Origin of the sequence: Streptococcus suis (assembly GCF_017601095.1) — a bacterium.
Classification (GTDB): Bacteria; Bacillota; Bacilli; order Lactobacillales; family Streptococcaceae; genus Streptococcus; species Streptococcus suis_Z.
In genome coordinates this window covers 126,380-152,283 of sequence record NZ_JAGFUX010000004.1, presented here as the reverse complement: position 1 = coordinate 152,283, position 25,904 = coordinate 126,380, and the positions used below count along the sequence as shown (strand labels likewise).

The 25,904-nt window shown below is 43.4% G+C and carries 23 protein-coding genes; 5 read left to right on the top strand and 18 right to left on the bottom strand.

Features of this window, described 5'->3' with window-relative positions:
* Positions 1-126: 126 nt before the first annotated feature.
* From icd to acnA, 3 genes are read right to left on the bottom strand one after another with little or no spacing between them, the layout of a single operon-like run.
* The gene (gene icd, locus J5566_RS04890; protein ID WP_208562342.1) at positions 127-1,320 is read right to left on the bottom strand and encodes an NADP-dependent isocitrate dehydrogenase; all 1,194 of its coding nucleotides are present in this window, start codon (positions 1,318-1,320) and stop codon (positions 127-129) included.
* Positions 1,321-1,323: 3 nt separating this feature from the next.
* Positions 1,324-2,442 (bottom strand): citrate synthase, encoded by a 1,119-nt coding sequence (locus J5566_RS04885; protein WP_208562341.1) that lies wholly within the window; start codon positions 2,440-2,442, stop codon positions 1,324-1,326.
* Positions 2,439-5,111, bottom strand: coding sequence for an aconitate hydratase AcnA (acnA, locus tag J5566_RS04880; RefSeq protein WP_208562340.1), 2,673 nt, complete (start codon positions 5,109-5,111; stop codon positions 2,439-2,441). Before acnA ends, J5566_RS04885 begins: the two co-directional genes overlap by 4 nt.
* A gap of 309 nt (positions 5,112-5,420) precedes the next feature.
* Between acnA and nrdH the strand changes: the two genes are divergently transcribed.
* The 3 genes from nrdH to nrdF all read left to right on the top strand — a co-directional run bounded on the left by nrdH (position 5,421) and on the right by nrdF (position 9,233).
* Entirely contained in the window at positions 5,421-5,639 is a 219-nt protein-coding gene (nrdH, locus tag J5566_RS04875) for a glutaredoxin-like protein NrdH (protein ID WP_208562339.1), read from the top strand.
* A 43-nt stretch (positions 5,640-5,682) separates the two neighbouring features.
* Positions 5,683-7,842 carry a class 1b ribonucleoside-diphosphate reductase subunit alpha gene (gene nrdE / locus J5566_RS04870; RefSeq protein WP_208562338.1) on the top strand — a complete coding sequence of 720 codons (2,160 nt, stop codon included), beginning with the start codon at positions 5,683-5,685 and terminating at the stop codon, positions 7,840-7,842.
* A gap of 431 nt (positions 7,843-8,273) precedes the next feature.
* Positions 8,274-9,233 carry a class 1b ribonucleoside-diphosphate reductase subunit beta gene (gene nrdF / locus J5566_RS04865; protein ID WP_208562337.1) on the top strand — a complete coding sequence of 320 codons (960 nt, stop codon included), beginning with the start codon at positions 8,274-8,276 and terminating at the stop codon, positions 9,231-9,233.
* Positions 9,234-9,348: 115 nt separating this feature from the next.
* Here the strand turns inward: nrdF and J5566_RS04860 are convergent, their stop codons facing one another.
* The 14 genes from J5566_RS04860 to metG form a co-directional block, all read right to left on the bottom strand.
* Positions 9,349-10,107, bottom strand: a complete 759-nt coding sequence (locus J5566_RS04860) for a DUF3169 family protein (protein WP_208562336.1) — start codon at positions 10,105-10,107, stop codon at positions 9,349-9,351.
* 54 nt (positions 10,108-10,161) lie between these two features.
* Positions 10,162-10,380, bottom strand: a complete 219-nt coding sequence (locus J5566_RS04855) for a helix-turn-helix domain-containing protein (protein WP_172043469.1) — start codon at positions 10,378-10,380, stop codon at positions 10,162-10,164.
* A gap of 12 nt (positions 10,381-10,392) precedes the next feature.
* A complete protein-coding gene (locus tag J5566_RS04850) occupies positions 10,393-10,959 on the bottom strand; it encodes a DUF3267 domain-containing protein (RefSeq protein WP_208562335.1) in 567 nt (188 codons plus the stop codon).
* The gene (locus J5566_RS04845) at positions 10,934-11,167 is read right to left on the bottom strand and encodes a hypothetical protein (RefSeq protein WP_208562334.1); all 234 of its coding nucleotides are present in this window, start codon (positions 11,165-11,167) and stop codon (positions 10,934-10,936) included. The genes J5566_RS04850 and J5566_RS04845 overlap by 26 nt, the downstream gene beginning before the upstream one ends.
* A 210-nt stretch (positions 11,168-11,377) precedes the next feature.
* The gene (locus J5566_RS04840) at positions 11,378-12,313 is read right to left on the bottom strand and encodes a carbohydrate kinase family protein (RefSeq protein WP_208562333.1); all 936 of its coding nucleotides are present in this window, start codon (positions 12,311-12,313) and stop codon (positions 11,378-11,380) included.
* 126 nt (positions 12,314-12,439) lie between these two features.
* Complete coding sequence (alaS, locus tag J5566_RS04835; RefSeq protein WP_208562332.1) at positions 12,440-15,058, bottom strand: alanine--tRNA ligase; 2,619 nt, start codon at positions 15,056-15,058, stop codon at positions 12,440-12,442.
* 378 nt (positions 15,059-15,436) lie between these two features.
* Positions 15,437-15,922, bottom strand: coding sequence for an LURP-one-related/scramblase family protein (locus tag J5566_RS04830; protein WP_208562331.1), 486 nt, complete (start codon positions 15,920-15,922; stop codon positions 15,437-15,439).
* A 192-nt stretch (positions 15,923-16,114) separates the two neighbouring features.
* The gene (gene prsA / locus J5566_RS04825) at positions 16,115-17,119 is read right to left on the bottom strand and encodes a peptidylprolyl isomerase PrsA (RefSeq protein WP_208562330.1); all 1,005 of its coding nucleotides are present in this window, start codon (positions 17,117-17,119) and stop codon (positions 16,115-16,117) included.
* Positions 17,120-17,179: 60 nt separating this feature from the next.
* A complete protein-coding gene (locus J5566_RS04820; RefSeq protein ID WP_208562329.1) occupies positions 17,180-17,899 on the bottom strand; it encodes an O-methyltransferase in 720 nt (239 codons plus the stop codon).
* 76 nt (positions 17,900-17,975) lie between these two features.
* Positions 17,976-18,518 (bottom strand): DUF6630 family protein, encoded by a 543-nt coding sequence (locus J5566_RS04815; RefSeq protein ID WP_208562328.1) that lies wholly within the window; start codon positions 18,516-18,518, stop codon positions 17,976-17,978.
* 48 nt (positions 18,519-18,566) lie between these two features.
* The gene (locus J5566_RS04810; RefSeq protein WP_208562327.1) at positions 18,567-19,043 is read right to left on the bottom strand and encodes a hypothetical protein; all 477 of its coding nucleotides are present in this window, start codon (positions 19,041-19,043) and stop codon (positions 18,567-18,569) included.
* Between the two features lies 1 nt (position 19,044).
* A complete protein-coding gene (gene pepF, locus J5566_RS04805; RefSeq protein ID WP_208562326.1) occupies positions 19,045-20,847 on the bottom strand; it encodes an oligoendopeptidase F in 1,803 nt (600 codons plus the stop codon).
* A 72-nt stretch (positions 20,848-20,919) separates the two neighbouring features.
* Positions 20,920-21,861, bottom strand: a complete 942-nt coding sequence (locus tag J5566_RS04800; protein WP_208562325.1) for a competence protein CoiA — start codon at positions 21,859-21,861, stop codon at positions 20,920-20,922.
* 61 nt (positions 21,862-21,922) lie between these two features.
* Positions 21,923-23,980, bottom strand: coding sequence for a methionine--tRNA ligase (gene metG, locus J5566_RS04795; protein ID WP_208562418.1), 2,058 nt, complete (start codon positions 23,978-23,980; stop codon positions 21,923-21,925).
* A 99-nt stretch (positions 23,981-24,079) separates the two neighbouring features.
* Here metG and J5566_RS04790 point away from each other — a divergent pair, with 99 nt between their 5' ends.
* Complete coding sequence (locus J5566_RS04790) at positions 24,080-24,673, top strand: DUF1361 domain-containing protein (protein ID WP_208562324.1); 594 nt, start codon at positions 24,080-24,082, stop codon at positions 24,671-24,673.
* Positions 24,674-24,806: 133 nt separating this feature from the next.
* On the top strand, positions 24,807-25,400 hold the full coding sequence (locus tag J5566_RS04785) for a DUF1361 domain-containing protein (protein WP_208562323.1): 594 nt from the start codon (positions 24,807-24,809) through the stop codon (positions 25,398-25,400).
* Positions 25,401-25,438: 38 nt separating this feature from the next.
* On the opposite strand, the gene J5566_RS04780 is transcribed toward J5566_RS04785, so the two are convergent.
* Positions 25,439-25,897, bottom strand: a complete 459-nt coding sequence (locus tag J5566_RS04780; protein ID WP_244228953.1) for a hypothetical protein — start codon at positions 25,895-25,897, stop codon at positions 25,439-25,441.
* Between the last annotated feature and the right edge of the window lie 7 nt (positions 25,898-25,904).

The window sequence follows — 25,904 nt, the reverse complement described above, 5'->3', positions numbered from 1 at the left end:
ATTTTATCAAAAATTGTAGGTTACCCAATGATAACCCTTACAAAGAGCATTATACCACTTTTTGAAATCATTTTCAAGATTTTTTTGTCCACTTTCAGATTTTCAACTGATTAAAATAGGAGAAATTTAATTTAGTCCCCCAATCACTTCTATTAAATAATCAACAAATTCAGATGTGGATCTTGCCTCCACCTTAGAGGGCTGAGCCAGGTCAATCGTAAAGACTTTACTAGAAAATGCATTCTCAAGCGCTCGCACAATTTCGTCTGCCGCTTCTTTCCAACCGATATATTCCAAGAGCATTACTGCAGATAACAATAAGGAAGATGGATTTGCCTTGTTCTGACCCGCAATATCTGGAGCAGTGCCATGAGTCGCCTCAAAAATAGCATGTCCCGTCTGGTAATTGATATTGGCACCAGGAGCAATGCCAACCCCACCAACCTGAGCCGCCAAGGCATCACTAGCGTAGTCACCGTTTAGATTGGTCAAGGCAACAACCTGAAATTGTTCTGGGGCTAGAAGAACCTGCTGCAAGAAATTATCAGCAATGATGTCATTGACAATCAATTCCCCACTCGCTAGCTGGTCTGCATATTCAGCCTGAGCCAACTCATAGCCCCATTTTCTGAAGCCACCTTCTGTAAATTTCTGGATATTGCCCTTGTGAACCAAGGTTACGGTCGTCAATTTTTCTTTCAAGGCATAGTCAATCGCAGCCCGAATTAGCCGTTGACTGCCTTCTTGCGAAATGGGTTTGATACCGATACTGGAGGTTTCTGGGAAACGGATCTTGCTAACACCCATTTTTTCTTGTAGAAAAGCTAGCACTTGAGCCACTTCCTCTGTTCCTTTATCCCACTCAATACCCGCGTAAATATCTTCTGTATTCTCACGGAAAATGGTCATCTGTGTCTTTTCAGGCTCCTTGAGAGGACTCGGCACCCCCTTAAAATAGCGAATCGGACGGACACAGGCATAGAGGTCCAAGTCCTGTCGCAAGGCAACATTGAGAGAACGATGACCTTTCCCAACAGGTGTTCCAAGAGGACCTTTGATAGCCACCAAAGTCTTCTTCACTCGTTCAATAGTCTCATCTGGCAGATAGGTACCGAGAGCTTCAAATGCCGCTTCTCCTGCCTGGACCTGTTCCCAGACAATACGGCGACGACCTCCATAAGCTTTCTCTACTGCCTTATCTACGACAGCCTGCGTAGCCGGCCAAATATCCTGACCAACTCCGTCCCCTTCAAAATAGGGAATAACTGGACTATCTGGCACCAGCAAGTGCCCGTCTTTCATTTGAATCAATTCTGTCATCACTTACCTCTTTCCAATAGGCAGATAGGTCAGATTGCGTGCACCTAAATAAGAAGAACGCGGGCGAATTAGCTTGTTGTTCTTGCGTTGCTCTTGTACGTGGGCAATCCACCCTGCCATGCGGCTCATGGCAAAAATCAATGTAAAAATATCACTGTCAATACCGAGAGCATGGTAAACCGTTGCCGAATAAAAATCGACATTGGGAATCAAGCCCTTCTTATGTTTGATGAAGTCTTCTACTTCCTGAGACAACTGATAGAAGGCCTCGTTTTCTGTTCCAAGCGTTAAATCTCTGGCCATTTCCTTCAGATATTTTTGCCGTGGGTCTTCCGTCCGATAAACGCGGTGCCCAAAGCCCATGATCTTTTCTTTGGAGTCTAATTTTTGCTGTAAGTAGCCTTCTGTATCCCCGCTTTCCTGAATAGCTAGAAGCATATCGAAAACTCGCTCGTTTGCTCCGCCATGGAGCGACCCCTTCAGCGTACCAATAGCTGTCGTCACGCAGGAATAGAGGTCTGTCAGGGTAGAAGCCGTCACCCGTGCCGCAAAAGTAGAGGCATTGAGCTCATGGTCTGCGTGCAAGACAAGGGCCTTGTTGAAAGCCTTGACCTGTAGCTCAGTCGGCTCCTCACCTGTCAGCATATAGAGGAAATTGGCCGCAAAACCCAAGTCTTCCCTTGGCTCGATAGGGGTTAGCCCCTGACGGAAACGGGCAAAGCTGGCAATAATGGTCGGAACCTTGGCCATAATCTGAATGGACTGGTCATAGAGGGCTTCTAAAGAACTTTCCTCAGCCCGCACATTGTAAACACCGAGAAGAGAAACGGTAGAACGAAGGACACTCATGGGGTGGAGGTGCTTACGGGATTGGATTAAAATACACTGTTCCACCGCATCAGAGATAGCATACTCCGATCGCAGACTTTTTTCAAAGTAATTCAGCTCAATCTGGGTCGGCAAATGCAGATTCCACAGAAGATAAATGACCTCCTCAAATGAAGCATTGTTGTCCATCAACTCCGAAATATCATAACCTGCATAGGATAGTGCCTCATTTTCAATGGCACAAATCCGTGTTTCACAGGCAATCATGTCCTTCAAACCTTGACTGTCTGTCATACTGCTCCTCCTAATTTCTTTCTAACCACCATGGGTAAAATGCCTCCGTGACGGTAGTAACGAATATCTGCTACTGCATCGAAACGCAGGCGAACTTGAAATTCTTTGGTCTCTTCTTCCGAAATCGCCCGAACTTGAATCAACTGGCCAACTTCTGGCTCTGCTGGCAAATCAATATTATAGCGTTCTAAACCTGTCAAACCAAGACTTTCGGCTGTCTGTCCTTCTAAGAATTGCAAAGGTAAGACACCCATCATAACTAGGTTAGAACGGTGGATACGTTCAAAGGATTCTGCCAAAACAGCCTTAACTCCCAGCAAGCTAGCTCCCTTGGCCGCCCAGTCTCGACTAGAACCCATGCCGTAGTCTTTTCCTGCAATGACCAAACTACCGATACCCGCCGCCTGATAAGCCATAGCTGCATCATAGATTGGCACGATGTCACCTTGGTACTGGGTCCAGCCGCCAATTTTCCCGTCCGCCAGTTCATTCTTAATGCGGATATTAGCAAAGGTTCCGCGCATCATAACTTCATGGTTCCCCCGACGGCTACCATAGGAGTTGAAGTCCATGAAGCCAACACCATTTTCTTCCAAATAGCGTGCTGCTGGACTTGTCCGAGCAATATTTCCTGCTGGGGAAATATGGTCGGTAGTAACTGTGTCTCCAAACTTAGCTAGAACAGCTAGATCTCGCAACGGTTCCAAAGTCAAATCCTCTTTCAAATTGTCAAAGTAAGGCGGATTTTGAATGTAGGTTGACTGTTTATCCCACTGATAATTTTTACTTGCTTCTGTTTCAATCGCATTCCAAGCCTGACTGTCTGTGAAGACTTGTTTATATTCTTCCTTGAACAAATCTGGCGTAACATAACGTTCGACATAGGCATCTACTTCATCCCGACTTGGCATGATATCTGCCAAATAAACAGCCTGCCCTGCTTTGTCAAAACCTAAAGGCTCGCTAGTCAGGTCGCAATTCATGTTACCAGCCAAGGCATAGGCAACAACGAGTGGTGGACTAGCCAAGAAATTGGCCTTGACCAAGGGGTTAATCCGCCCTTCAAAGTTGCGGTTCCCCGATAGAACGGCCGATACCAGCAAATCCTCCTCTTTGATAGCCTCAGCTACTTCTGGCAATAAATCGCCCGAGTTTCCGATACAAGTAGTACAGCCGTAGCCGACCAAATTAAAGCCAAGGGCATCTAGGTAGGTCTGCAAACCTGAGTCCCGCAAGTAGCCAGTAACAACCTTAGAACCTGGTGCCAAGGACGTTTTTACCGTCTTAGCAACAGTCAAGCCTCGCTCTACAGCATTTTTGGCTAAAATCCCTGCTGCGAGGAGAACGTATGGGTTTGAAGTGTTGGTACAAGAAGTAATGGCCGCAATGGCAACATGCCCAGTCTGAATATCCTCCTTATGACCTGAATGGAAGGTGACGGTTGCCGTCTTTTCTAACTCTTCCTTTTCCAAACCAAAACCACGCACCCCTGCTTCACGGACAAGACTAGCCTGAAACTCTTCCTTGGTATGTGCCAACTCAATCAAATCCTGTGGCCGTTTTGGCCCTGAAATGGACGGGGTCAAGCTGGACAAATCCAATTCAATAACCTTGGTATAGGTTGGAATATTTTCTGTATCATAGAAGAAATGATTAGCTTTGGCATAGGCTTCTGTCCGTTCAATTTGCTCTTCTGAACGATTGGTCAACCGCATATAATTGAGGGTTTCCGCATCGATTGGGAAATAGCCACAGGTTGCTCCGTATTCAGGAGCCATATTGGCAACCGTCGCACGATCTGCCAAGGTCAAAGAAGCAAGACCAGGTCCGAAAAACTCCACAAACTTGCCAACAACCTTTTCCTGACGTAAAACTTGAGTGACCTTCAAGGCTAGGTCTGTAGCTGTTGCTACCTTAGGCATGTGCCCCACCAGACGCACGCCAATCACTTCTGGCACTGGAAAATAGGAAGCCTCACCCAACATAGCCGCCTCAGCTTCAATCCCTCCGACACCCCAACCAAGCACACCAATCCCGTTGATCATGGTGGTATGACTGTCTGTTCCGAACATGGAATCAGGATAGAGCCAGCCGTCTTTTTCAATAATGACATCACTTAGAAACTCAATGTTGACTTGGTGGATAATTCCAGTCGCAGGCGGAACTGCTCGGTAGTTGTCAAATGACTGCTCTGCCCATTTTAAAAATTGGTAACGCTCTTGGTTTCGTTCAAATTCCAAGGCGATGTTTTCTTCCAAGGCTGTCCCTTTCCCAAATACATCTACCTGCACACTATGGTCGATAACTAGGTCAACAGGAATCTCTGGATTGATAACTTCTGGATTGCCCCCTTGTTTGACAACGGCATCACGCATAGAAGCTAGGTCAACAACAACTGGCACACCAGTGAAGTCCTGCAATATAACTCGGCTTGGCTTGAAGGGAATTTCTCCCTGCGGAGCAGTTGCCTGGTAGGCAATCAGATTTTCGATGTGAGATTTCACAACATCGATACCGTCTTCTTTACGGAGAAGACTTTCTAAAAGCACTCGAATAGTATAGGGAAGTGTATGAATATCCACCCCGCTAGCCTGACAGGCTGCCTTCAAATCGAAATATCGATATTCATCTTTTCCAAGATATAAGTAACTTGTAAACCTTTTCTCCATTTGAATCACCTCGACATTTTAGGTTTATATATTATACATGATAACTTAATAAAATGACAAGGCTTTCATCACTTTACGTGTAACATCATGTAACATCAACGTGTTTTATTTACCTTACATTAATATAGGATAAAGAATGTAAACATTGAAAAATGGCCTAGCATCAACAGTTTACACAATATATAGTGTCACTTAAAACAATAAACACAATATTTAGTTTATTAATCTTGACTTTAACCACGAAATCTTGTATTCTAGACTGGTAACGAAATCGGGATTTTTATACCCAAATAATAAAGGAGAACGTGAATGGTCACTATCTATTCAAAAAATGACTGTGTGCAATGCAAAATGAGCAAGAAATTTCTTGACCAACACAATGTAGCCTATACAGAAATTAACTTGGACAAGCAACCAGAATACATCGAACATGTGAAAAGCCTAGGTTTTTCATCTGCTCCTGTCATCGAAACAGAAACAGAAAGTTTTTCAGGTTTCCAACCAGCAAAATTAAAGGCACTAGTTTAAAAACTACCTCCTTAGCTACTATTCATAGAAAGAGATTGCGATTATGAGTTTGAAAGAATTAGGCGATGTGTCCTACTTCCGTTTAAATAACGAAATCAACCGTCCTGTCAATGGACAGATTCCTCTCCACAAGGACCAAGAAGCTGTTAAGGCCTTCTTCAAGGAAAATGTTATCCCAAATACCAAACAATTTGATTCCATTTTGGACAAGATTGCTTATTTAGTAGAAGAGAATTACCTTGAAAAAGAATTTTTGGACAAGTATAGTCCAGAATTTATCATCAAAATCGATCAATTCTTGAAAGACCAAAACTTTCGCTTCAAGTCCTTCATGGCAGCCTACAAGTTTTACAACCAGTACGCCCTCAAGACAAACGACGGTGCCTACTATTTGGAAAGCATGGAAGATCGCGTTCTCTTCAACGCCTTGTATTTTGCAGAGGGTAATGAAGAGTTGGCACTCAACTTGGCCAACGAAATGATTCATTTGCGTTACCAACCAGCTACTCCTTCCTTCCTCAACGCAGGCCGTGCCCGCCGTGGTGAGTTGGTATCATGCTTCCTCATCCAGGTCACAGACGACATGAACTCCATCGGACGTTCTATCAACTCTGCTCTGCAATTGTCCCGTATCGGTGGTGGTGTCGGTATCTCCCTTAGCAACTTGCGTGAGGCAGGCTCTCCAATCAAGGGGTACGAGGGTGCAGCATCTGGTGTTGTCCCGGTTATGAAACTCTTTGAGGACAGCTTCTCCTACTCTAACCAACTTGGACAACGCCAAGGAGCTGGAGTTGTTTACTTGGATGTTTTCCACCCAGATATTATTTCCTTCCTTTCGACTAAGAAAGAAAATGCCGATGAGAAGGTTCGTGTGAAGACCTTGTCGTTGGGTATTACTGTTCCTGATAAGTTCTATGAATTGGCAAGTAAAAATGAAGATATGTACCTCTTCAGCCCATACTCTGTGGAATTAGAGTACGGTGTACCATATAGCTACCTTGATATTACTGAAAAGTACGATGAATTGGTAGCAAACCCACGCATTCGCAAGACAAAAATCAAGGCACGTGACCTAGAAACTGAAATTTCTAAACTTCAACAGGAATCTGGCTATCCTTATGTTATCAACATTGATACAGCCAACCGTAGCAATCCTGTTGACGGCAAGATTATCATGTCTAACCTCTGTTCAGAAATTCTTCAAGTTCAAACTCCAAGCGTCATCAATGACAAGCAAGAATTTTTAACATTGGGTACAGATGTGTCATGTAACCTTGGTTCGACCAACATCGTCAACCTGATGAAATCGCCTGACTTTGGACTTTCTGTCCGTACCATGACACGTGCTCTTACTTACGTGACTGACCATTCGCACATTTCTGCGGTGCCGTCTATCGAGGCTGGAAATGAACGTGCGCATTCTATCGGACTTGGTGCTATGGGACTTCACTCTTACTTGGCCCAGAATCTGATCGACTACGGTTCAAAAACAGCTGTGGAATTTACCAATATCTACTTCATGCTCCTCAACTACTGGACCTTGGTAGAATCAAACAATATTGCCCGTGAACGCAAGGCAACCTTCCATAATTATGACAAATCAAAATACGCGGACGGTACGTATTTCGACAAGTATGTGACTGGTGACTACCAACCTCAATCTGACCGTGTGAAAGAACTCTTTGAAGGCATTTTCATTCCAAGTGGACAAGATTGGGCTGACCTCCGTGAGAAAGTCATGGCAGATGGTCTTTACCACCAAAACCGCCTGGCTGTTGCACCAAACGGTTCTATCAGCTACATCAACGATGTTTCTGCTTCTATTCACCCGATTACCCAACGGATTGAAGAACGCCAAGAGAAAAAAATCGGTAAAATCTACTATCCAGCAGCTGGTTTGGCAACGGAAACCATTCCATTCTACAAGTCTGCCTACGATATGGATATGCGCAAGGTCATTGATGTCTACGCAGCTGCAACTGAGCACGTGGACCAAGGTTTGTCCCTCACTCTTTTCCTACGCAGCGAGCTTCCAAAAGAACTCTACGAATGGAAAAAAGAGAACAAGCAAACAACGCGTGACCTCTCCATCCTCCGTAACTACGCCTTCAACAAAGGTATCAAGTCAATCTACTACATCCGTACCTTTACCGATGACGGCGAAGAAGTCGGTGCAAACCAATGTGAGAGTTGTGTAATCTAAGATGTGAGGGCGTCAAAAGGACACAGCAAAAATAGGAAATACCGCAGAGATGTCTTGCATCTCAAAGGGATTTATCTTTTTTGCCAAGTCCTTAGCCCGAACTCGATTTCAAGACACTAACATTCATTGATGCTAAAGCATCTAATGAATGAACGGTACTGACTATTTGGTCAGTACCTAAGTGGCTTACTACCTCACTAACTTCGAAACTGAAGAAATATCGTCTTCAGTTTCTGCGTGTCGTAAGACACTTATGCTAAAGTAACCAATGAATAAACAGTACTAACTATTTGGTCGGTACCTAAGTGGCGCTTACTAGGCAGGAAAAATTGTGACATTCACAAACCAATCTAAAGAACGTCCTTGGGGCGTTTTTTAGCAGAAAATATGATACAATAGTATAGATATTTCGATAAAAGAAAGTGATAACTATGGAAACCTACTACAAAGCCATAAACTGGAACGCTATTGAAGATGTAATTGACAAGTCAACCTGGGAAAAGTTGACTGAGCAATTCTGGCTCGATACACGTATCCCATTATCAAACGACTTGGATGACTGGCGGAAACTGACTGCCCATGAAAAAGACTTGGTTGGTAAGGTCTTCGGTGGATTGACCCTCCTGGATACCCTTCAATCTGAAACAGGTGTCCAAGCTCTTCGAAACGATATTCGTACACCGCACGAAGAAGCTGTTTACAACAATATTCAATTCATGGAGTCTGTTCACGCAAAATCCTACTCTTCTATCTTCTCAACCTTGAACACCAAGTCTGAGATTGAAGAAATTTTCGAATGGACCAACAGCAACGAATACTTGCAACGCAAGGCAAAGATTATCAATGAAATCTATGAAACTGGTACACCACTTGAAAAGAAAGTAGCCAGCGTATTCCTAGAAACCTTCCTCTTCTACTCTGGTTTCTTCACGCCACTCTACTATCTTGGTAACAACAAACTGGCCAACGTTGCGGAAATCATCAAGTTAATCATTCGTGATGAGTCTGTTCACGGTACCTACATTGGCTACAAGTTCCAACTTGGTTTCAATGAATTGTCCGAGGAAGAACAGGACAAACTTCGTGACTGGATGTACGACCTGCTCTACCAACTTTATGAAAATGAAGAAGGCTACACGCGCTCCCTCTATGACGCAGTCGGCTGGACCGAAGAAGTCTTAACTTTCCTTCGTTACAACGCCAACAAGGCTCTCATGAACTTGGGACAAGACCCGCTCTTCCCTGACTCAGCGGATGATGTCAACCCAATCATCATGAACGGTATCTCAACAGGTACTTCTAACCATGACTTCTTCTCCCAAGTTGGTAACGGATATCTACTTGGTGAAGTTGAAGCCATGCAGGACGATGATTATCTTTACGGTTTGTAAACCATTCAAAAGCACATTAAAAGTTTCACTCTAACGAGTGAAACTTTTTTTATTTCTTTTTAGAAAAGCTAGTGCATCTCTTCTGACTTGGACCTGATGAGTCCATTTGAGCCCGTTAACGGTAATAATCTTGAACTGACTTAACCTGCAACAAATTGATATAAATATGTACGATGGCCACCAATAAATACCCCAAGACCTGAGCCTGTCCAGTCGCCGCACTAACCGCAAAAACCAAGACATAAAGCAGAGGCAGGATACTAAAATTCAAATTAAACACAATTTGATGACTGTTTACATAGTAGGCCTGTCTTTCTCCCTCATCCAGCGAGTTAAGGTAATCCACCATATCCTCATCCGTTGCAAACAAAGATAGCTTGTAATGACGGACCAAATTGTTCAATTTAACAAAAATAAACTGCAGACCAATCATGACAAGTAACATGCCAATTTCAAAAAATGAAAAGAAAAAACTTATTCCTACTTTCTTAGCTTGAATATCATTGCCAAGTAGGAGACAGACAACAGTTAAACTCGCTAAAACATTGACGAGTATAGACAAATAACCCAATTGCCGATGCGAATGATTGTACAAGCGTTCATACTCATCTTCATTATCTTCTGAACAGGATTGAAAGGCTTTCTGGTATGCTAGTAAGCGATAAATCACATAAGCTGTGACAATGAGAAGACCTACTTCAACACAACGCAAAGCAATGAGCAGGTTTTCCATGGTCAAGAAAGCTGGCAACTGTTCAAATTCCCTGATTGCTTGAATAAAACCTGCAAGTGCACCGATTAATATTCCACTTATAAAAAGAAGGCTATTTCGACGAATCCTTGCCTTTTTCTTAGTTGACTGATTTGATACCATATTACTTCTCCTTTACTGCTACTAAAAAACTAGGTGAGACACAACGAAATCTTGTCATGATTCTTCCCCTTCCACAAGTTGAAAAACCGATTCAAGCGGTTCATTGAAAATTTGTGCTATGCGCATGGCAATAACCACCGAGGGCGTGTATTCCCCACGCTCTATCAGACTAATGGTCTGCCGTGATACTTCTGCTAATTTTGCCAACTCAGTCTGGTTGAGGCTATCCCGTGCCCGCAACTCCTTGAGCCGATTTTTTAAGACATATTCCATGATGTTTCCTTTCTAGGCTTGGTAGATAATCAAGCCTGTTTCTTTATCTTCGACAGCTATTTTTTCCTTGGCAAACTTGACCAATAAGAGATAGGCATAGTAGAAATCGCCTGCACAAGAGGCAGCGTGCATGGTTGCCAACATAAAGTAAAGAATAACATTCATCATCCCAAAACCTACCAGCATGGTCAAGGCCAAACTAATCACAACAAAGGGTGCTAGAGAAATCACTAACATTTTCATCCGATTGTAGAGCGAACCTGGACTGGTCGCATAGGCCATAGCCGATTTCCATATAAACCCATATTTGACAGGATTTTCAGGACAAAAAATCTTGAAGAAGATACCGTGAATAGCCTCGTGTACAATAATCAAAAGAAAATACAGAAGCAAGCCCAACCATAGCTCAAACAAGTTCAAGTCAACCTTTACCGAACTATTAACGATCAACAAAGAGCCAATCTTTTCAAACAGGAAAGCAAATGGAATAATGAGTACAAGAGCGAGAATATTCAATCCCCACATAAGCTGCCTATTTTCCATGATATTGACTTCAAATAATTTCTTTTTCGCTTCCATTTTTCTTCTCCTTTGCTTTTTTGAGAAATATATCGAAAATCCATATAGACCACATCGACATTAACAGTGACATCATGTCCATCTCCTGACCGTATACAATTGTTTGAAACAACCTATACAGCAAGTAACAAGCAACTAAAACCTGAAGTCCCCGAACAAGACTTGTCCCTGAAAGCAAAATTCTATTTTTATTGCCATTGAACTTCATACTATTCCTCCTGTTTTCTCATGTTCGATGACTATTTTATCATTTTCTTATTTCGATATCATTGTAACACTTCTTTTTCTTTTTGACAATTATCTTTGTCAAAAAAATAATAATTTTTGTCATAAAGTTTATGAACATTGTCAAAATGACTAGAATACCATACAAAAAAGACCTAAATCGGTCTTTAGATTCTAATTAATAGGTAACAATTTAGCATTTCTTATGTTTCATCAAGACATTTGATGAAAGATTATTCAAACACATTTTCAACTCTTCGTATATAGGAGTTGGTAAGTGTACTCCCTGTGTAGCCACAACATGACTAGCAACACGATTTGCAAATACTAGGGAGTCCGCAACTGATTTTTCAGTAACTAAGGCAGCCATCATTGCGCCAACATGACTATCACCCGCACCAATTGTATCTTTTACAATAGCAGGAAAACTTGGCGCCTCATGCCACTCTCCATCAAAAGCGATGGCTCCATTAGAACCCTTGGTCACAATGATAAGCTGCTGGGTTCTATCGAATAAAACCTGAATAGCCTTTTCAATATCTATTTCTTGAGCAAGACTCATTACCTCCTGCTCATTCAGATGAAGGATGGGAGATAGGGCTAATAGCTGTGACATTCGATTGGCTGGAATTAGATTCCCTCTTGGTCCAGGAGCAAAAATCAGTTGCCGACCACACGTTTTCAACCAGTCAACTAAGGCTTGACCTGTTTCTTCCTCCACTTCTAATCCACAAATATAGACAAGGCCATACTGAGATAGGTCATATCCATCCAACCAAGAAGGACTGAAACTATACTCCACTCCATGATCAGACAAAAATGTTCGTTCGCCATCCGACTCCACAAAGCAGTAACAACAACCATTTGCACCTTCTATTGAAATTGGCGTTTGAATCCCCAACTGATTTAGACCCTCTTTTACAAATGTTCCATATGTGCCAGTCCCAACGGGTGAAATGAAATCATATTCTACTCCGAGATGATGGAGAATACTGACAACATTAAATGCACAACCGCCAAGAGACATGACTTGTTTTTTTATATGTGCATCACCCTGTCGACCAGGTAATCTATCCAAATAGATCATTACATCGCAGACTGTTGAGCCGATGACTAAACATTTTCCCATTTTTTCCTCCGTTTAATAATAGACCATTCAGTTAGAATCGATTATTCTTAATTGCTAAAATATAGACAGGCATATTATACCAAAAAACTCCTTCATCCAGAGGATAAAAGAGTTTGATTTGTTTAATTACAAGTTTTCCGCAACGCTGTTCAAGAGGTTTTGGATAGCAGACGCATCGCTACCACCTGCCATAGCCATGTCCGGCTTACCGCCACCACGACCTGCTACGATTGGCGCTAGGACTTTGATGAGGTTTCCTGCATGTACATCGCTTGACTTACTTGCCACAAGGACATTGACCTTGTCGCCGATGGCCGCAACCAACACCAAGACATCCGAGTAGTCTTTCTGCTTCCAGTTGTCAGCGAAGGTACGGAGAGCACCTGCATCTGAAACTTGGACCTGGCTAGCAATGTAGCGGACACCATTTGCCTCTTTAACATCTTTGAAGACATCTCCAGCAGCTGCTGCCGCTGCCTTTTCTTTCAGACTAGCATTTTCTTTTTGCAAATCGCGGAGCTCCACAGCCAGTGCCTCCACTTTTGTCGGCACTTGGTCGATTTGTGGCACTTTAAGGGTCTGCGCAACAGCTTTGAGAGCATCCTCGCGGTCACGAAGAGCTAGGAAAGCTTCCTTGCCTGTCACCGCTAAAATACGGCGGGTACCTGAACCGATTCCCTCTTCTTTGACAATCTTGAAAAGACCGATTTCAGCTGTATTGCCAACGTGGGTACCACCACAAAGCTCGATAGAATAGTCACCGATTGTAACCACACGAACCACTTTGCCATACTTCTCACCAAAGAGGGCCATAGCCCCCATTTCTTTAGCCGTATCAACATCCGTTTCAACTGTGACAATATCCAAGGCTTCCCAGATTTTTTCATTGACTTCATTTTCAATACGACGAAGTTCATCAGCTGTCACTGCTTCAAAGTGTGTGAAGTCAAAGCGGAGGAATCCTTCCTCGTTCAAGGAACCAGCCTGGGTTGCATGCTCACCGATGACATGGTGAAGAGCGGCATGAAGCAAGTGAGTTGCTGTGTGGTTTTTCTCAACGCCACGACGACGGTTGCTATCGATTTCAAGTGTGTAAGTTTGACCAAGCGAAATGCTGGCAGAGAGTTCTACGGTGTGCAATGGCTGACCATTCGGCGCTTTCTGCACATCCACAACTGTCGCAACGACATCACCTGAATCATTTTTAATGACACCACGGTCGGCAACCTGACCACCCATTTCAGCGTAGAATGGTGTTTGGTCAAAGACAAGGAGGGCTTGACCTTCTGACACAGCTTCTGTCCGCTCATTGTCCGCGATAATGACTTCCAATTTGGCATCTAGGCTATTTTGTCCATAGACAAAGGTTGAGCTTTCGGTAATACCTGCCAGGGTTTCATTTTGCATACCCATTGAGCCACCTTTGACAACGGCAGCACGGGCACGGTCCTGCTGTTCCTTCATGGCAACCTTGAAGCCTTCATGGTCAATCTTATAGCCCGCATCTTCTGCCAATTCCTCGGTCAATTCCACAGGGAAACCGTAGGTATCGTAGAGTTTGAAGATATCCTTACCTTCAAGAGTGTCCTTACCAGCTGCTTTCAAGTCAGCCAAAAGTTCCTCTAGGTGACCGCTACCAGCGTCAATGGTGCGAGCAAAGGTTTCTTCCTCACGCTTAACGATTTTCTCGATAAAGTCACGTTTTTCAAGCACTTCTGGGTAGTAGCTTTCCATGATATTGCCAACCGTTTCCACCAACTTGTACAAGAATGGCTCAGTGATACCCAAACGGCGACCGTGCATGACAGCACGACGGAGAAGACGACGAAGGACATAACCACGACCTTCATTTCCTGGAAGGGCACCGTCACCGATGGCAAATGACAAGGCACGGATGTGGTCTGCGATGACCTTGAAGCTCATGTTATCGCCGTCTTGGTCATAGGTCTTACCAGAAATCTTCTCAACTTCACGAATGATTGGCAAGAAGAGGTCCGTTTCAAAGTTAGTCTTAGCTCCTTGGAAAATAGCTGCCAAACGCTCTAAACCTGCACCCGTATCGATGTTTTTATTTGGCAATTCCTTGTATTCAGAACGCGGAACAGCTGGATCAGCGTTGAATTGTGACAATACGATATTCCAAATTTCGATGTAACGGTCGTTTTCAATGTCTTCTTCCAGCAAACGAATGCCAATGTTTTCAGGGTCAAAGTCTGTACCACGGTCGAAGAAAATCTCCGTATCTGGACCAGAAGGACCTGCACCAATTTCCCAGAAGTTATCTTCAAGTGGAATGAGATGGCTTGGTTCAACACCAAGAGCAATCCAGCGGTTGTAAGAATCCACATCGTCTGGATAGTAGGTCATGTAGAGCTTGTCTTTTGGAAAGGCAAACCATTCTGGGCTAGTCAAGAGCTCAAAGCCCCACTCAATCGCTTCATCACGGAAATAATCTCCGATAGAGAAGTTACCAAGCATTTCAAACATGGTGTGGTGACGAGCTGTCTTACCAACGTTTTCAATATCGTTGGTACGGATTGATTTTTGAGCATTGGTAATCCGTGGATTTTCAGGAATGACAGATCCGTCGAAATATTTTTTAAGGGTTGCCACACCAGAGTTGATCCAAAGAAGTGTCGGATCGTTGACAGGTACAAGGTTTGCGGAAGGCTCAACAGAGTGGCCTTTTGATTTCCAGAAATCCAACCACATTTGACGAATTTGAGCAGAAGATAGATTTTTCATAAGTTAAGATACTAAGGGCGTTAAGCGGACACCGTCAAAATAGGAAACCTGACTAAGACGCTTGCGTCTAGGAAGGGTTTCTCTTTTTGACAAAGTCCGTAGCCCGAGTTCATTTCAGAATAAACTCGATGCCCTTTCCTTTCATTTAGATATTTTGAGAAGTCAGCATTAGAAAGAAGCGAGCCTTCCGGGCGGGGTCAATTTAACGAAACAGTTAAATTGAACATTTCCTTTCATATAATGATAATTAAAGCGAACGGACCTAGCCCGAGTTCAATTCCAAATAAACCCAGTGCCCTTTCCTTTCGTTTTTGATTAGACTGGTTCAATTTAGCAAGCTAGCCAACTATACCAATTTTTTAAAATTTTATGTTAGGGTTAACTCGATGCATCTTCCATCATTTCGACATAGTCGATTGCGATCACGAGGGAGATAACCAAATCTGCATAGGAGTCCTCCAATACAGTAACGGAGTAATGAGAAGTTAGATGAAAGAGTTCTTTGGAGATTTCAGCTATGAGCATACCATCTGGCCTTTTCAAGCGAAAATCTAAATCCCAGATATTTCCGTCTAGGATTAAACCTAGATTTTCCACGCTATAGCGATCCTTGAAAAAAGTAAATTCCTTTTGCAAGTAGAAAGAATGACCATCTACCATATCAATGGTAAACTGGGGCAGGAAGGTCAAAAACTTCTTAGTAATCTGACAGACTTCCCCACCTCTGGAATTGGTCACGATAAATCGTTTTGGAATTTCGAGAAAAGAGCCCTCCACTTGATAAGCAAGATTCCCAAAACTATCACGAATATCAAATTTTTCACCACCAAAGGTAAAGCGCTGTTTCACTTGAAATTGCTTCATGATAACCTCCAAAAAAATAACAAGAAACCAAACGAAGGGCGAAAAACCGCGGTACCACCTTCATTCAATGACTTGTCATTCTCATTTCATAACCTGTATTCAATTGTAGAAATTAAGTAGCAAGAAGGAAGTCTGTCTTGGCTCGCAGCAACCGCCAAGTTTCTGAAATCAGAACATTCCTTCCAATCTTAATTATTCACCTGAAGAACTTGATTCTGTCGTGCTAGATGCTTCTGTTGAAGAACTAGAGGCTTCTGTTGAAGAGCTCGACGTAGAAGAACTTTCAGTAGTGGATGTGATGTATTGTGATAGGACACTTTGGAAGGCTGCATCTTTCACTTTCACATTTGCATCTTGAAGAGCTTGTGAAACAACTCCTGCGATGAAGGTTGAATCAGCTTGTTTTTCTGTTAAAATAACTTCTTTCAAGATGTCTTTGTAATCTTCCCAGTTTGAAGATTTTTCTGTTTTGGTATTCAATTTCACAACATAGTAAGATGTTGTGTAGGTTGTCATATCAACAACCGTTACAACTGATGCTCCCACTTGACCTTCATCCAAGGCAAAGATTGCTGTTTGAACTTCTGTTGGGATATCTGTTGAAGTTGAATCAAAGGTAACAGTACCTCCATCTTCTTTAGTAGTTGAATCCGTTGAGTTATCTTTTGCCAATTGAGAAAAATCAGCACCCTCTTTTTGAGCTTCAGCCAGAATTTCTTTAGCTTTTGCTTCATCATCTAGTTTAATGATTTGTGCTGTTACTTCTGGCGTATATGCATCATATGCTGCTTGGTAGTTTTCGTCTGTCAACTCTTCTTCAGCTGCCAATTTCACTGCGTATTCAACCAATTTATTGGTACGGATTTGCTGTTTGTAAGTTTCAGCTGTCAACCCTGCTGATGTCAAGGCTGCTTCGAAAGAATCGCCGTATTGTGAAGCCATTGTGTCGAATGCTTCATTTACTTCCGCATCTGTGACTTTATCGCCATATTTTTCTTCAAATACTTCTGTAATAACCATAGACAAGAGAACTTGTTGAGCAGAAGAATTTGTCTTCACCTGTTCGTAGAACTCAGAAACAGTAATCGTTTGACCCTTCATGGTCACGATGTCAGTGTCCGTAGAACTTGAGCAAGCTGCAAGAGTCACTGTTGCCAACAAGGTAACTGCTCCTGCAATGAGTTTTTTTGTCTTCATGTATGTGTTACTCCTTTTTTCTTTAACCCAATTATTATATCATAAAAGCTTAAAACTTGCTTAATTTTCATCAGTCAAGAGGGCAACTTCATCCACATTTTTACGGATTAAAAGCAAACCATCACTGATGGAGACTAGGCTGGCTGTCAAATCCGGGTGTTGCAAGGTTGCGTCAAATAATTTATGCAAACCTCGATAAATAGTTCGCTGCCCACGTCTCACCTCTTCGATTGGCAAGGCAACATCACCACCTTGGAAAATATCATCAATCACAATCATGCCACCCTTTTTCAGCTTTTTCAAAACTTCTGGCAAAAAGACGATATACTTAGATTTTGCGGAATCCATAAATACAAAATCATAAGAGCTATCATCCAAGCCGGGCAAGATATCCTGCGCCTCACCTTCCAAAAGTTGAATCTGTTTTCGCTCATCGAACTGAGTAAAATTTCTCTTGGCCAAGCCAATCATCTCCTCATTGCGATCAATGGTCGTAATCCGAGCATCAGGGCAATTATCAGCCATTAGTAAGGCAGAAAAACCAATCGCGGTCCCAATTTCCAAGATGTCCTTGGGCTGAATAGACTGCAAGAGCACTCGGAAAAAAGCAACAGTCTCATGCGGAATCACAGGAATATTTTCTTCTTGCGCAAAGGCCGCTAGTTCCTTCAAAAATCCTTTATTAGGCGCCTGTTTTGTACGCATAAAATCCACAATTTCTTCCTTAACGACTGGACGGCGCATATTGTGGTTTGCATTTTTTGAATAAGTTTCAACCATAATCTTCAGTATAGCACAGGAACAGCATAGGGTCAAGAATGACAAGAAAAAACCACCTCCCATAGGAGGCGGTTACTTAGCCCGCAATATGAATGCTAAATCCAAGTCGTTCTGACAAATAGCTGAGCTTCTGGATTTGATCTAGCTTGCTAAGGAAGAAGTAATTCTTCCCATCATTGAGATAGATGGCACCTACTACCGCATCTTGCAAGAGCAAAATGTGGTTGATATTGGAAATCCATTTCAACTGACTATCTCTGGTGTCCAACTGGAAGAGCTTAGACCAGAGAGTGATTCCTGAACGCTGCATAAAGGGAACTTTGTCAAATCCTTGAATGAAGCTAGACAAAAACTCAGTCTGACCAGTCACAACAATATAGTTGCGTTGGATGAGCAGATAGACCATAATATACCATAGATTGTTCTTTTCTGAGTCCGTAAATTTTTCCAACAAATCTTGGAAGAACTCAGGCGCAATCAAGGTTTCCAGATGGTCCAATAAAGCTTCTGGATCTTGTGCAAAAACAATTTCCTTGAGTTGACGGTATAAAACCTCATCACCTTCTGATAGAATATCCGCAATCTCAAAAATATCTTGGAGAGATTCTTCTGTAAACATGCAAACTCCTTTCATTATTTCATTTGTCGCTATCTCGACATTGCTTTTTTAATAAAACTGTACATCATCCGAAAATTCCCAAGTGACATGAGGGGCTTGCTCTTGAATAAAATGATAGACATCATTGAAGTCAAATTCTGCTAATTTACCCACAGGCATACTGATTAAAAACTGACGATTCTCTCCATAAAAGAGGAAATCTTTTTTCAAGATGACATACTGTAGCCCCTCGCTCTGACGAACCACATATTGAATAGAAACAATATCTTCCCAACTAAAGTTAGACCTTGGCCCAAACATGGTCGGACGTAGTTCGACACCCTGTTCTCCAATCACAAGGGCTGGTGCTTGTCTTCTGATAAAAATCCCCCAGCCAGTAAAAACAAGGGCTGAAATCAATAAAACTAGAGCCATTAGGAACCGATGCTCTCCAGTATTGGGGTGAGTCAGTAAACCCAGGGCAATCACAAATAAACAAGCTGCCGTCGCAAATGGAATCAGACTAGAGCGGTTATAGGAAATCATCTTATAGGTGCACACCTTTCTCAACGAGAGCTTCCAACTCTGTCAAGCGGGCTTCAAAGACCTTGAAGGCATCGTTGAGATAGTCTTCCTTGGTCATATCCACGCCAGCTTTTGCAATGACATTGAGTGGATAATCAGAGCTACCAGCCTTGAGATAATTGAGGTAGTTTTCCTTGTCCTCTGGGCTACCATTGACAATCTTGTCTGCCAAAGCAGACGCTGCCGCAAAGCCAGTTGAATATTGGTAAACATAGAAATTGTAATAGAAATGTGGAATACGAGCCCACTCGTACTGAATCAATGGATTTTCTTCCGCAGACAAGCCGTAATACTTCTCGTTAAGCTCACCATAGAGCTGGTTGAGGAAATCAGCGGTCAAGACTTGGCCTTCCTGGTCAGCCTTGTAAATCGCCTGCTCAAACTCAGCAAATTGGGTTTGGCGGAAGACAGTTCCACGGAAGCCGTCGAGGTAGTGATTGAGAATGGCAAAGCGGGTCTTGTCGTCTTCTACTTCTGCCAAGAGCTTCTCTGTCAGGAGATTTTCATTGGTGGTCGAAGCAATCTCAGCCAAGAAAATAGAATAGTGACCATAGACATAGGGCTGGTTCTGACGAGTCAACATAGAATGAAGTGAATGCCCTGTTTCGTGAATCAGGGTGTACATATTGTCCAAATTGTCCTGCCAGTTGAGGAGCATGAAGGCGTTGGTGTCATAGGCACCACCCGAATAAGCTCCTGAACGTTTACCTTCGTTGACATGGACATCAATCCAGCGGTTTTCAAAGGCTTCTTTGACGATAGCTGCGTACTCATCACCAAAGATGTTCAAGGTATCCGCACAGGTAGCCAAGGCCTCCTCATAAGTAACTTTTGTGTCTGTGCTAGAAAGCGGTGTGTACATATCGTACATCTTAAGGTCGTCAATACCCAAGAGTTTCTTACGCAAATTGATGTAGCGGTGCAAGAGCGGGAGGTGCTTGTTGACTGCTGACACTAATGTATCGTAAACGGACTCTGGGATAAAGTTGGCAGAAAGGGCTGCGTGGCGGGCTGAATCGTACTTCCGCAAACGAGCTTTCAGGTTATTGACCTTAACGTTAGACTGAAGGGTCTTGGCGTAGGTATGCTGGAACTGCTCGTAGGTTTCGTAGAGTGCCTCATAGGCCTCTTGACGCACTTCGCGGTTTTTGGACTCCATAAAGGAGATGTAGTTGCCGTGAGAAAGGGGCACCAACTTGCCGTCCTCATCTGCGATTTCTGGGAAACGCAGGCTAGCATTATCCAAGACAGAGAATGTTTCAGATGGTGCTTCAAAAATCTCACTGGTCGCCGCAAGAACTTCTTCTACTTCTTGTGACAAGATGTGATCCTTGGCTGCCAAGAGTTTTTCAAACTGGTGGTTGTACTGAGTAAGAGCTGGCTCTTCTGCCTTGAAAGCCTCTAGTTGCTCCTCAGTAATGGCCATAAATTCTGGCTCATAGAAGGCAAAAGCCTGTGAAAAGGCAGAATAGAGGGTCATACCTTTAGCTTGGAATTCCTGATATTTCCCTTCACGAGTATCTTGGTCATTTTTCATATTCGCATAGACATAGAGCTTTTCAAGCCTACGAATCAGACCAAGCTGGGTTTCGCTAATCTCCAAAAGGCTCTTAGCTGAGTCCAACAAGTGACCTGCAAAGGCCTTAGCTTTTTCTGTTTCTGCTTGGAGATCAGCCAACTCGGCTTCCCAAGCCTCATCTGTTGGGAAAATAGTCGCTAAATCCCACTGGTATTTTTCTTCGATTTCATGACGTTGTTTTGACATAATAAATCCTCCGTTCCCAATATTTTACCACAAAAAAGCCCCACTTACCATCGGAAAGTGAGGGTTTTCATTCTAATTGTTATAATAAATTACTGGCGGAAAAACCACTTGCTGTCGCTTGTTCTTGACACTTTCATAATGCTGGTCAAAGGCTGGGTAGAGGGAGCTTAAGTCCTGGCGAATTTGGGCAAAGCCAATAGCAGAGCGGGGAAGTCGGATTTGGGGATAGAAGTCATCCAGAGACTGACTAAGCAAGTTTTTCCCTTGCTGATAGGCTTCCGCCTGCAAGTTCATCCACTTGGGAACGCGGTAATAGAGCTGTTTGGCGACATAGTTCAGCAAGTCCATATCCATGGGACAGGTAAAATGGGACATGGTTTGCTTGGCAAATGGCAAACGCAGAATAGCCAGCAAATCTCCCTGACCAAATGGGAAGACCTTGGTCAACTTGTGGACCTTTCCCTGCCAGTCCTCGTGAATCAGGTAGTGCAACCGTAGCTCCTCCTTGTCCGCATCCAACTCCCACAGATGAAAGCCCATATTCATACTAAAATACAGAAATTGTTTGTGGAGATTGGTCAATCGTTCTCCAAGCCAGAGGTTCTTGCCCAAGAGCCACAGAACCGCCATACCTGCCTGCTGATAGGCCTTGGTCCGCTCCTGCAAGCGTGAGATGGACAGACGTGAACATTGCACCTCTAAGGCTATATTTTGATTGACAAGGAGGTCTGCAACTTGCTGTATCTGGGGTAGAGGGACCTCAAGTTTCACTACCTCTTGCTTCCTCAGCCAATCATACAGGATGGTTTTTAATTCCAGATGCTGGGCGGATTCATTCTCGGACCAGAAATCGCAATCCCGTAAGGTTTGGTGGGCAAAATGCGAACGCAGAATTTTCCCAGACCGGTAACGGACCCTGCCAGAGCAGGCTGGGCAGAAATAGTCCCCCTTTTTCACCTCTGGTTTTTCCAAAAGATTGACGGTTTGTCCTCTTTGATCGATGGCTACTAGCATAGACTCTCCTTTTCTTATAAGTTCGCAAAAAAAACACCCAGCTTAGCTGAGTGTTGAGAATTTACCCAATCTGACTGCCGTTTGGCACAGATGGATCTACTGTTAAAAGTGTCAAATTGCCGTCGTGTTCGGCTGAGAGGATCATACCCTGGCTGAGCAAGCCCATCATCTTACGTGCCTTGAGGTTGGCAACGATTTGGACTTTCTTGCCGACCAACTCTTGCTCATTTGGATAGTACTTGGCGATACCAGACAGGATTTGGCGGTCTTGTCCATCACCCGCATCTAGACGGAACTTGAGCAACTTGTCAGAGCCCTCCACCTTGGCTACTTCCTTGACTTCGGCTACGCGGATTTCAACCGCATCAAAGTCCTCGAACTTAATGGCGGATTTCTCGTTTTTAAGCTCCACATCAGCTGGGTTCCACTCCTTTTCTTCCTCTTGGGAAATAGCAGAGCTACCACCCATTTGAGCTTGGATATAGGTGATTTCCTCTTCCATATCCAGACGTGGGAAGATAGGCATGCCTTTTGCGACCACTGTCAAACCTGCTGGAAGACCTGCAAAGTCAAGACTTTCAAGGGCAAATTCTGTTCCCAAACCAAGCTGTTCCATAATGGCATTAGACGTCGTCATCATGAATGGCTGAATGAGGTGAGCCACAACACGAAGACCTGCTGTCAAGTGAGCCATGACTGCTGCCAACTTGTCACGGTCGGCTTCGTCTTTTGCCAAGACCCACGGTGCTGTTTCATCGATGTACTTGTTGGTACGGGAGATGATATTCCAGACCGCTTCCAAGGCGCGTGGGTAGTCAACAGCTTCCATATACTTGTGGTAGCTTGCCAAGTTTTCAGCTACTACTGCCGCCAAGTCCGCATCAAAATCAGTCACGTTAGCAACAAAGGTTGGGACCTGACCGCTGAAATACTTGTTAATCATAGCAACTGTACGGTTGAGTAAGTTTCCAAGGTCGTTGGCCAGTTCGTAGTTGATACGACCAACATAGTCTTCTGGCGTAAAGGTGCCGTCAGAACCAACTGGCAGACTACGCATGAGGTAGTAACGAAGTGGATCCAAGCCGAAACGCTCGACCAACATTTCTGGATAGACCACATTGCCCTTAGACTTAGACATCTTGCCGTCTTTCATGACAAACCAGCCATGAGCAACCAAGCGGTCTGGCAACTTCATGTCCAACATCATGAGCATGATTGGCCAGTAAATGGAGTGGAAGCGAAGAATGTCCTTACCAACCATGTGGTAAACTGTTCCATTCCAGAACTTGTCGTAGTTGGCGGTTTCTTCCTGACCATAACCCAAGGCAGTTGCGTAGTTGAGTAGGGCATCAATCCAGACATAAACAACGTGTTTTGGATTGGACGGTACAGGTACACCCCATGTAAATGAGGTACGGGATACTGCCAAATCTTCCAAGCCTGGCTCGATGAAGTTTTTCATAATTTCATTGAGGCGGCCGTCTGGCTGGATAAAGTCTGGATGAGCATTGAAAAACTCGACCAATTTATCCTGATACTTGCTGAGGCGGAGGAAATAGGATTCTTCTGACACCCAGGCAACCTCGTGACCGCTCGGAGCGATACCACCTGTTACCTTGCCGTTTTCATCTCGGAAGACCTCTTCTAATTGGCTCTCGGTGAAAAATTCCTCGTCCGATACGGAGTACCATCCAGAATACTCTCCCAAGTATATGTCGTCCTGCGCCAGCAATTTTTCAAAAACAGCCGCCACCACTTCCTCGTGGTAATCATCAGTCGTGCGGATAAATTTGTCGTAAGAGATGTCGAGCAAGTTCCAGAGCTCTTTAACGCCAACCGCCATGCCGTCAACGTAGGCTTGTGGTGTCAAACCAGCCTCTTTTGCCTTCTCCTCGATCTTCTGCCCGTGCTCATCAAGCCCTGTCAGATAGAAGACCTCGTGGCCCATCAGACGCTTGTAGCGAGCCAAGACATCGCAGGCAATAGTCGTGTAGGCCGATCCGATGTGAAGCTTACCGGAAGGATAATAAATCGGTGTGGTAATATAAAACGGTGTTTTTGTCATATTTTTTCCTTTCAACTCAGGGCAAATGAAACCCTGTTCTTGATAACACCCCATTTTATCATATTTTTGTGCAAAAACAAAGCGACTTCCCATCCACAATCCTTCTAAGATATGTTATACTAGAAGAAGTTATGAAAAAGAATGGGGTTGTCTATGTTTTCACCTAAAAATCTCTTAATCCATCTATTTTTTGTTATTATTTGTGTCGGAATGCTCTTAAATGACGTTCAAAATACCGGCCTGATGTGGAATATGCTATGGGCCTTGTTGGCCTTGGACTTTGCCATCCTAGTTCGCCAGAATGATCACCTTGCAAGTAAACTGCTTATCACTCCTTTCTGGCTCTTCTTCTATCCAAATACCTTCTATGTGTTAACTGAGTTAGTCAATATTCAATTTTCCAGCACTGCCCTTTGGGAACGTAATAGTTTACTCTTATTCATGCTTTATATCCCAAGTATCTTATTTGGTATCATGGCTGGTGTTGAGAGCTTAGAAGCTATTTTCAAGGGATACAATATTAAATTTTACGGACTACGTCTCTTAATTATCGGCAGTCTGTCTCTATTTGCTAGCTATGCTATTTATATCGGTCGCTATGCCAATATTCGCTCCTGGGATATTTTCACGCGCCCAGTAACAGTATTTACTAGCATGATTTCTGCAATAAGTTGGGAAACCTTCCCCTTCATTTTTGGATTCACCCTCATACAAATCATGGTGCTGGTTTTTGCAGTGGATGAATAAACTCTAAAGAAACAGGTTGCTGTTTCTTTTTTTAATCCAAGCTTAAACAAGTCCTGACAGTTCGATATCAAATACCTATTTTCCATGAGAATGTGATATACTAGCTTTTATATTTTAATGAGAGAGGTTTGTCATGTTTACAAAGAAAAATATTTTTATCCATATTTTTTTCCTCATCATTGCTGCCGGTCTAAAGCGTTACGGTGTCACTGCACCTGACTTGACTTGGAATATGTTTTTAGCCTTAGTGGCACTTGATTTTGCTATCCTCACCAACCACACAAAATCTAATATCCTCAAAATCATTGCTGGGCTCCTCTGGCTCTTCTTCTACCCCAATACCTTTTACATGGTGACGGACATCGTCCACATGCACTTTGCCAACACAGTCCTCTGGCAACGGGACAGCATGATCCTTTTCATGCTCTATGTCCCAAGTATTTTCTATGGGGTTATGACTGGCGTGGAAAGTTTGCGGCTGATTTTCTCTGCCTTCTCTATCAAGTCCTACTGGATCAGGCTATTTCTGATTGGTGGTCTTTCCCTTCTATCCAGCTTTGCCATTCACATCGGACGCTATGCACGGCTCAATTCATGGGACATCTTTACCAGACCAAGCCTAGTCGTCAGTGAAATGATTGAAGTCATTTCCTGGGCTGCCCTGCCCTTCATCCTGGGCTTTACCTTTATACAAATCATGGTCTTGGTCTTTTCCATAGACGAATAACAAAACCGGCAACAGCCTTGTACTGTTACCGGTTTTTCTTATCCAAAATGGAGTTGTTCAAATAGATCTTCCAAGTCGGCAATGATCTCCTGATGAAAATCCAAATAATAGGTTTTCTGGTCAGAATTAGGAAGTTTTTCAATATCTGCTAAAATGTCCTGATAGCGTCGAAGAAGCTTCTTACCAGCCACTTTATCTATCTCATCCATTTCACCGATACCAGCTGCTATGTCATCTAAGTTGTCATATTTTGTCAGCATAGCCTCAGTCCACTCCCGCTTGTCCTTGTTGAGAGTGACAATCTTTTCTGTCATCCATTCTTCATACCTTTCCTCTTCTGTCAAAGACTGGCTATTAGCGGCGGTCTTAGTTACTCGGTCGGATTTACTAGAACGAAGGTAATTCCGATAAAACCAGACGGCAAAAAGAATGACGAGAATGATATTGACTGGAAAAACAAAGCTAAGGGCGAACAGTAGGGTCAGCCACAAGATCAACTTGAAA

What these genes read in the sequence shown, in the direction of transcription:
- icd (WP_208562342.1), bottom strand. Translation starts at nt 1,320, where the DNA reads ATGACAGAATTGATTCAAATGAAAGACGGGCACTTGCTGGTGCCAGAT.
- J5566_RS04885 (WP_208562341.1), bottom strand. Translation starts at nt 2,442, where the DNA reads ATGACAGACAGTCAAGGTTTGAAGGACATGATTGCCTGTGAAACACGG.
- acnA (WP_208562340.1), bottom strand. Translation starts at nt 5,111, where the DNA reads ATGGAGAAAAGGTTTACAAGTTACTTATATCTTGGAAAAGATGAATAT.
- nrdH (WP_208562339.1), top strand. Translation starts at nt 5,421, where the DNA reads ATGGTCACTATCTATTCAAAAAATGACTGTGTGCAATGCAAAATGAGC.
- nrdE (WP_208562338.1), top strand. Translation starts at nt 5,683, where the DNA reads ATGAGTTTGAAAGAATTAGGCGATGTGTCCTACTTCCGTTTAAATAAC.
- nrdF (WP_208562337.1), top strand. Translation starts at nt 8,274, where the DNA reads ATGGAAACCTACTACAAAGCCATAAACTGGAACGCTATTGAAGATGTA.
- J5566_RS04860 (WP_208562336.1), bottom strand. Translation starts at nt 10,107, where the DNA reads ATGGTATCAAATCAGTCAACTAAGAAAAAGGCAAGGATTCGTCGAAAT.
- J5566_RS04855 (WP_172043469.1), bottom strand. Translation starts at nt 10,380, where the DNA reads ATGGAATATGTCTTAAAAAATCGGCTCAAGGAGTTGCGGGCACGGGAT.
- J5566_RS04850 (WP_208562335.1), bottom strand. Translation starts at nt 10,959, where the DNA reads ATGGAAGCGAAAAAGAAATTATTTGAAGTCAATATCATGGAAAATAGG.
- J5566_RS04845 (WP_208562334.1), bottom strand. Translation starts at nt 11,167, where the DNA reads ATGAAGTTCAATGGCAATAAAAATAGAATTTTGCTTTCAGGGACAAGT.
- J5566_RS04840 (WP_208562333.1), bottom strand. Translation starts at nt 12,313, where the DNA reads ATGGGAAAATGTTTAGTCATCGGCTCAACAGTCTGCGATGTAATGATC.
- alaS (WP_208562332.1), bottom strand. Translation starts at nt 15,058, where the DNA reads ATGAAAAATCTATCTTCTGCTCAAATTCGTCAAATGTGGTTGGATTTC.
- J5566_RS04830 (WP_208562331.1), bottom strand. Translation starts at nt 15,922, where the DNA reads ATGAAGCAATTTCAAGTGAAACAGCGCTTTACCTTTGGTGGTGAAAAA.
- prsA (WP_208562330.1), bottom strand. Translation starts at nt 17,119, where the DNA reads ATGAAGACAAAAAAACTCATTGCAGGAGCAGTTACCTTGTTGGCAACA.
- J5566_RS04820 (WP_208562329.1), bottom strand. Translation starts at nt 17,899, where the DNA reads ATGGTTGAAACTTATTCAAAAAATGCAAACCACAATATGCGCCGTCCA.
- J5566_RS04815 (WP_208562328.1), bottom strand. Translation starts at nt 18,518, where the DNA reads ATGTTTACAGAAGAATCTCTCCAAGATATTTTTGAGATTGCGGATATT.
- J5566_RS04810 (WP_208562327.1), bottom strand. Translation starts at nt 19,043, where the DNA reads ATGATTTCCTATAACCGCTCTAGTCTGATTCCATTTGCGACGGCAGCT.
- pepF (WP_208562326.1), bottom strand. Translation starts at nt 20,847, where the DNA reads ATGTCAAAACAACGTCATGAAATCGAAGAAAAATACCAGTGGGATTTA.
- J5566_RS04800 (WP_208562325.1), bottom strand. Translation starts at nt 21,861, where the DNA reads ATGCTAGTAGCCATCGATCAAAGAGGACAAACCGTCAATCTTTTGGAA.
- metG (WP_208562418.1), bottom strand. Translation starts at nt 23,980, where the DNA reads ATGGGGTGTTATCAAGAACAGGGTTTCATTTGCCCTGAGTTGAAAGGA.
- J5566_RS04790 (WP_208562324.1), top strand. Translation starts at nt 24,080, where the DNA reads ATGTTTTCACCTAAAAATCTCTTAATCCATCTATTTTTTGTTATTATT.
- J5566_RS04785 (WP_208562323.1), top strand. Translation starts at nt 24,807, where the DNA reads ATGTTTACAAAGAAAAATATTTTTATCCATATTTTTTTCCTCATCATT.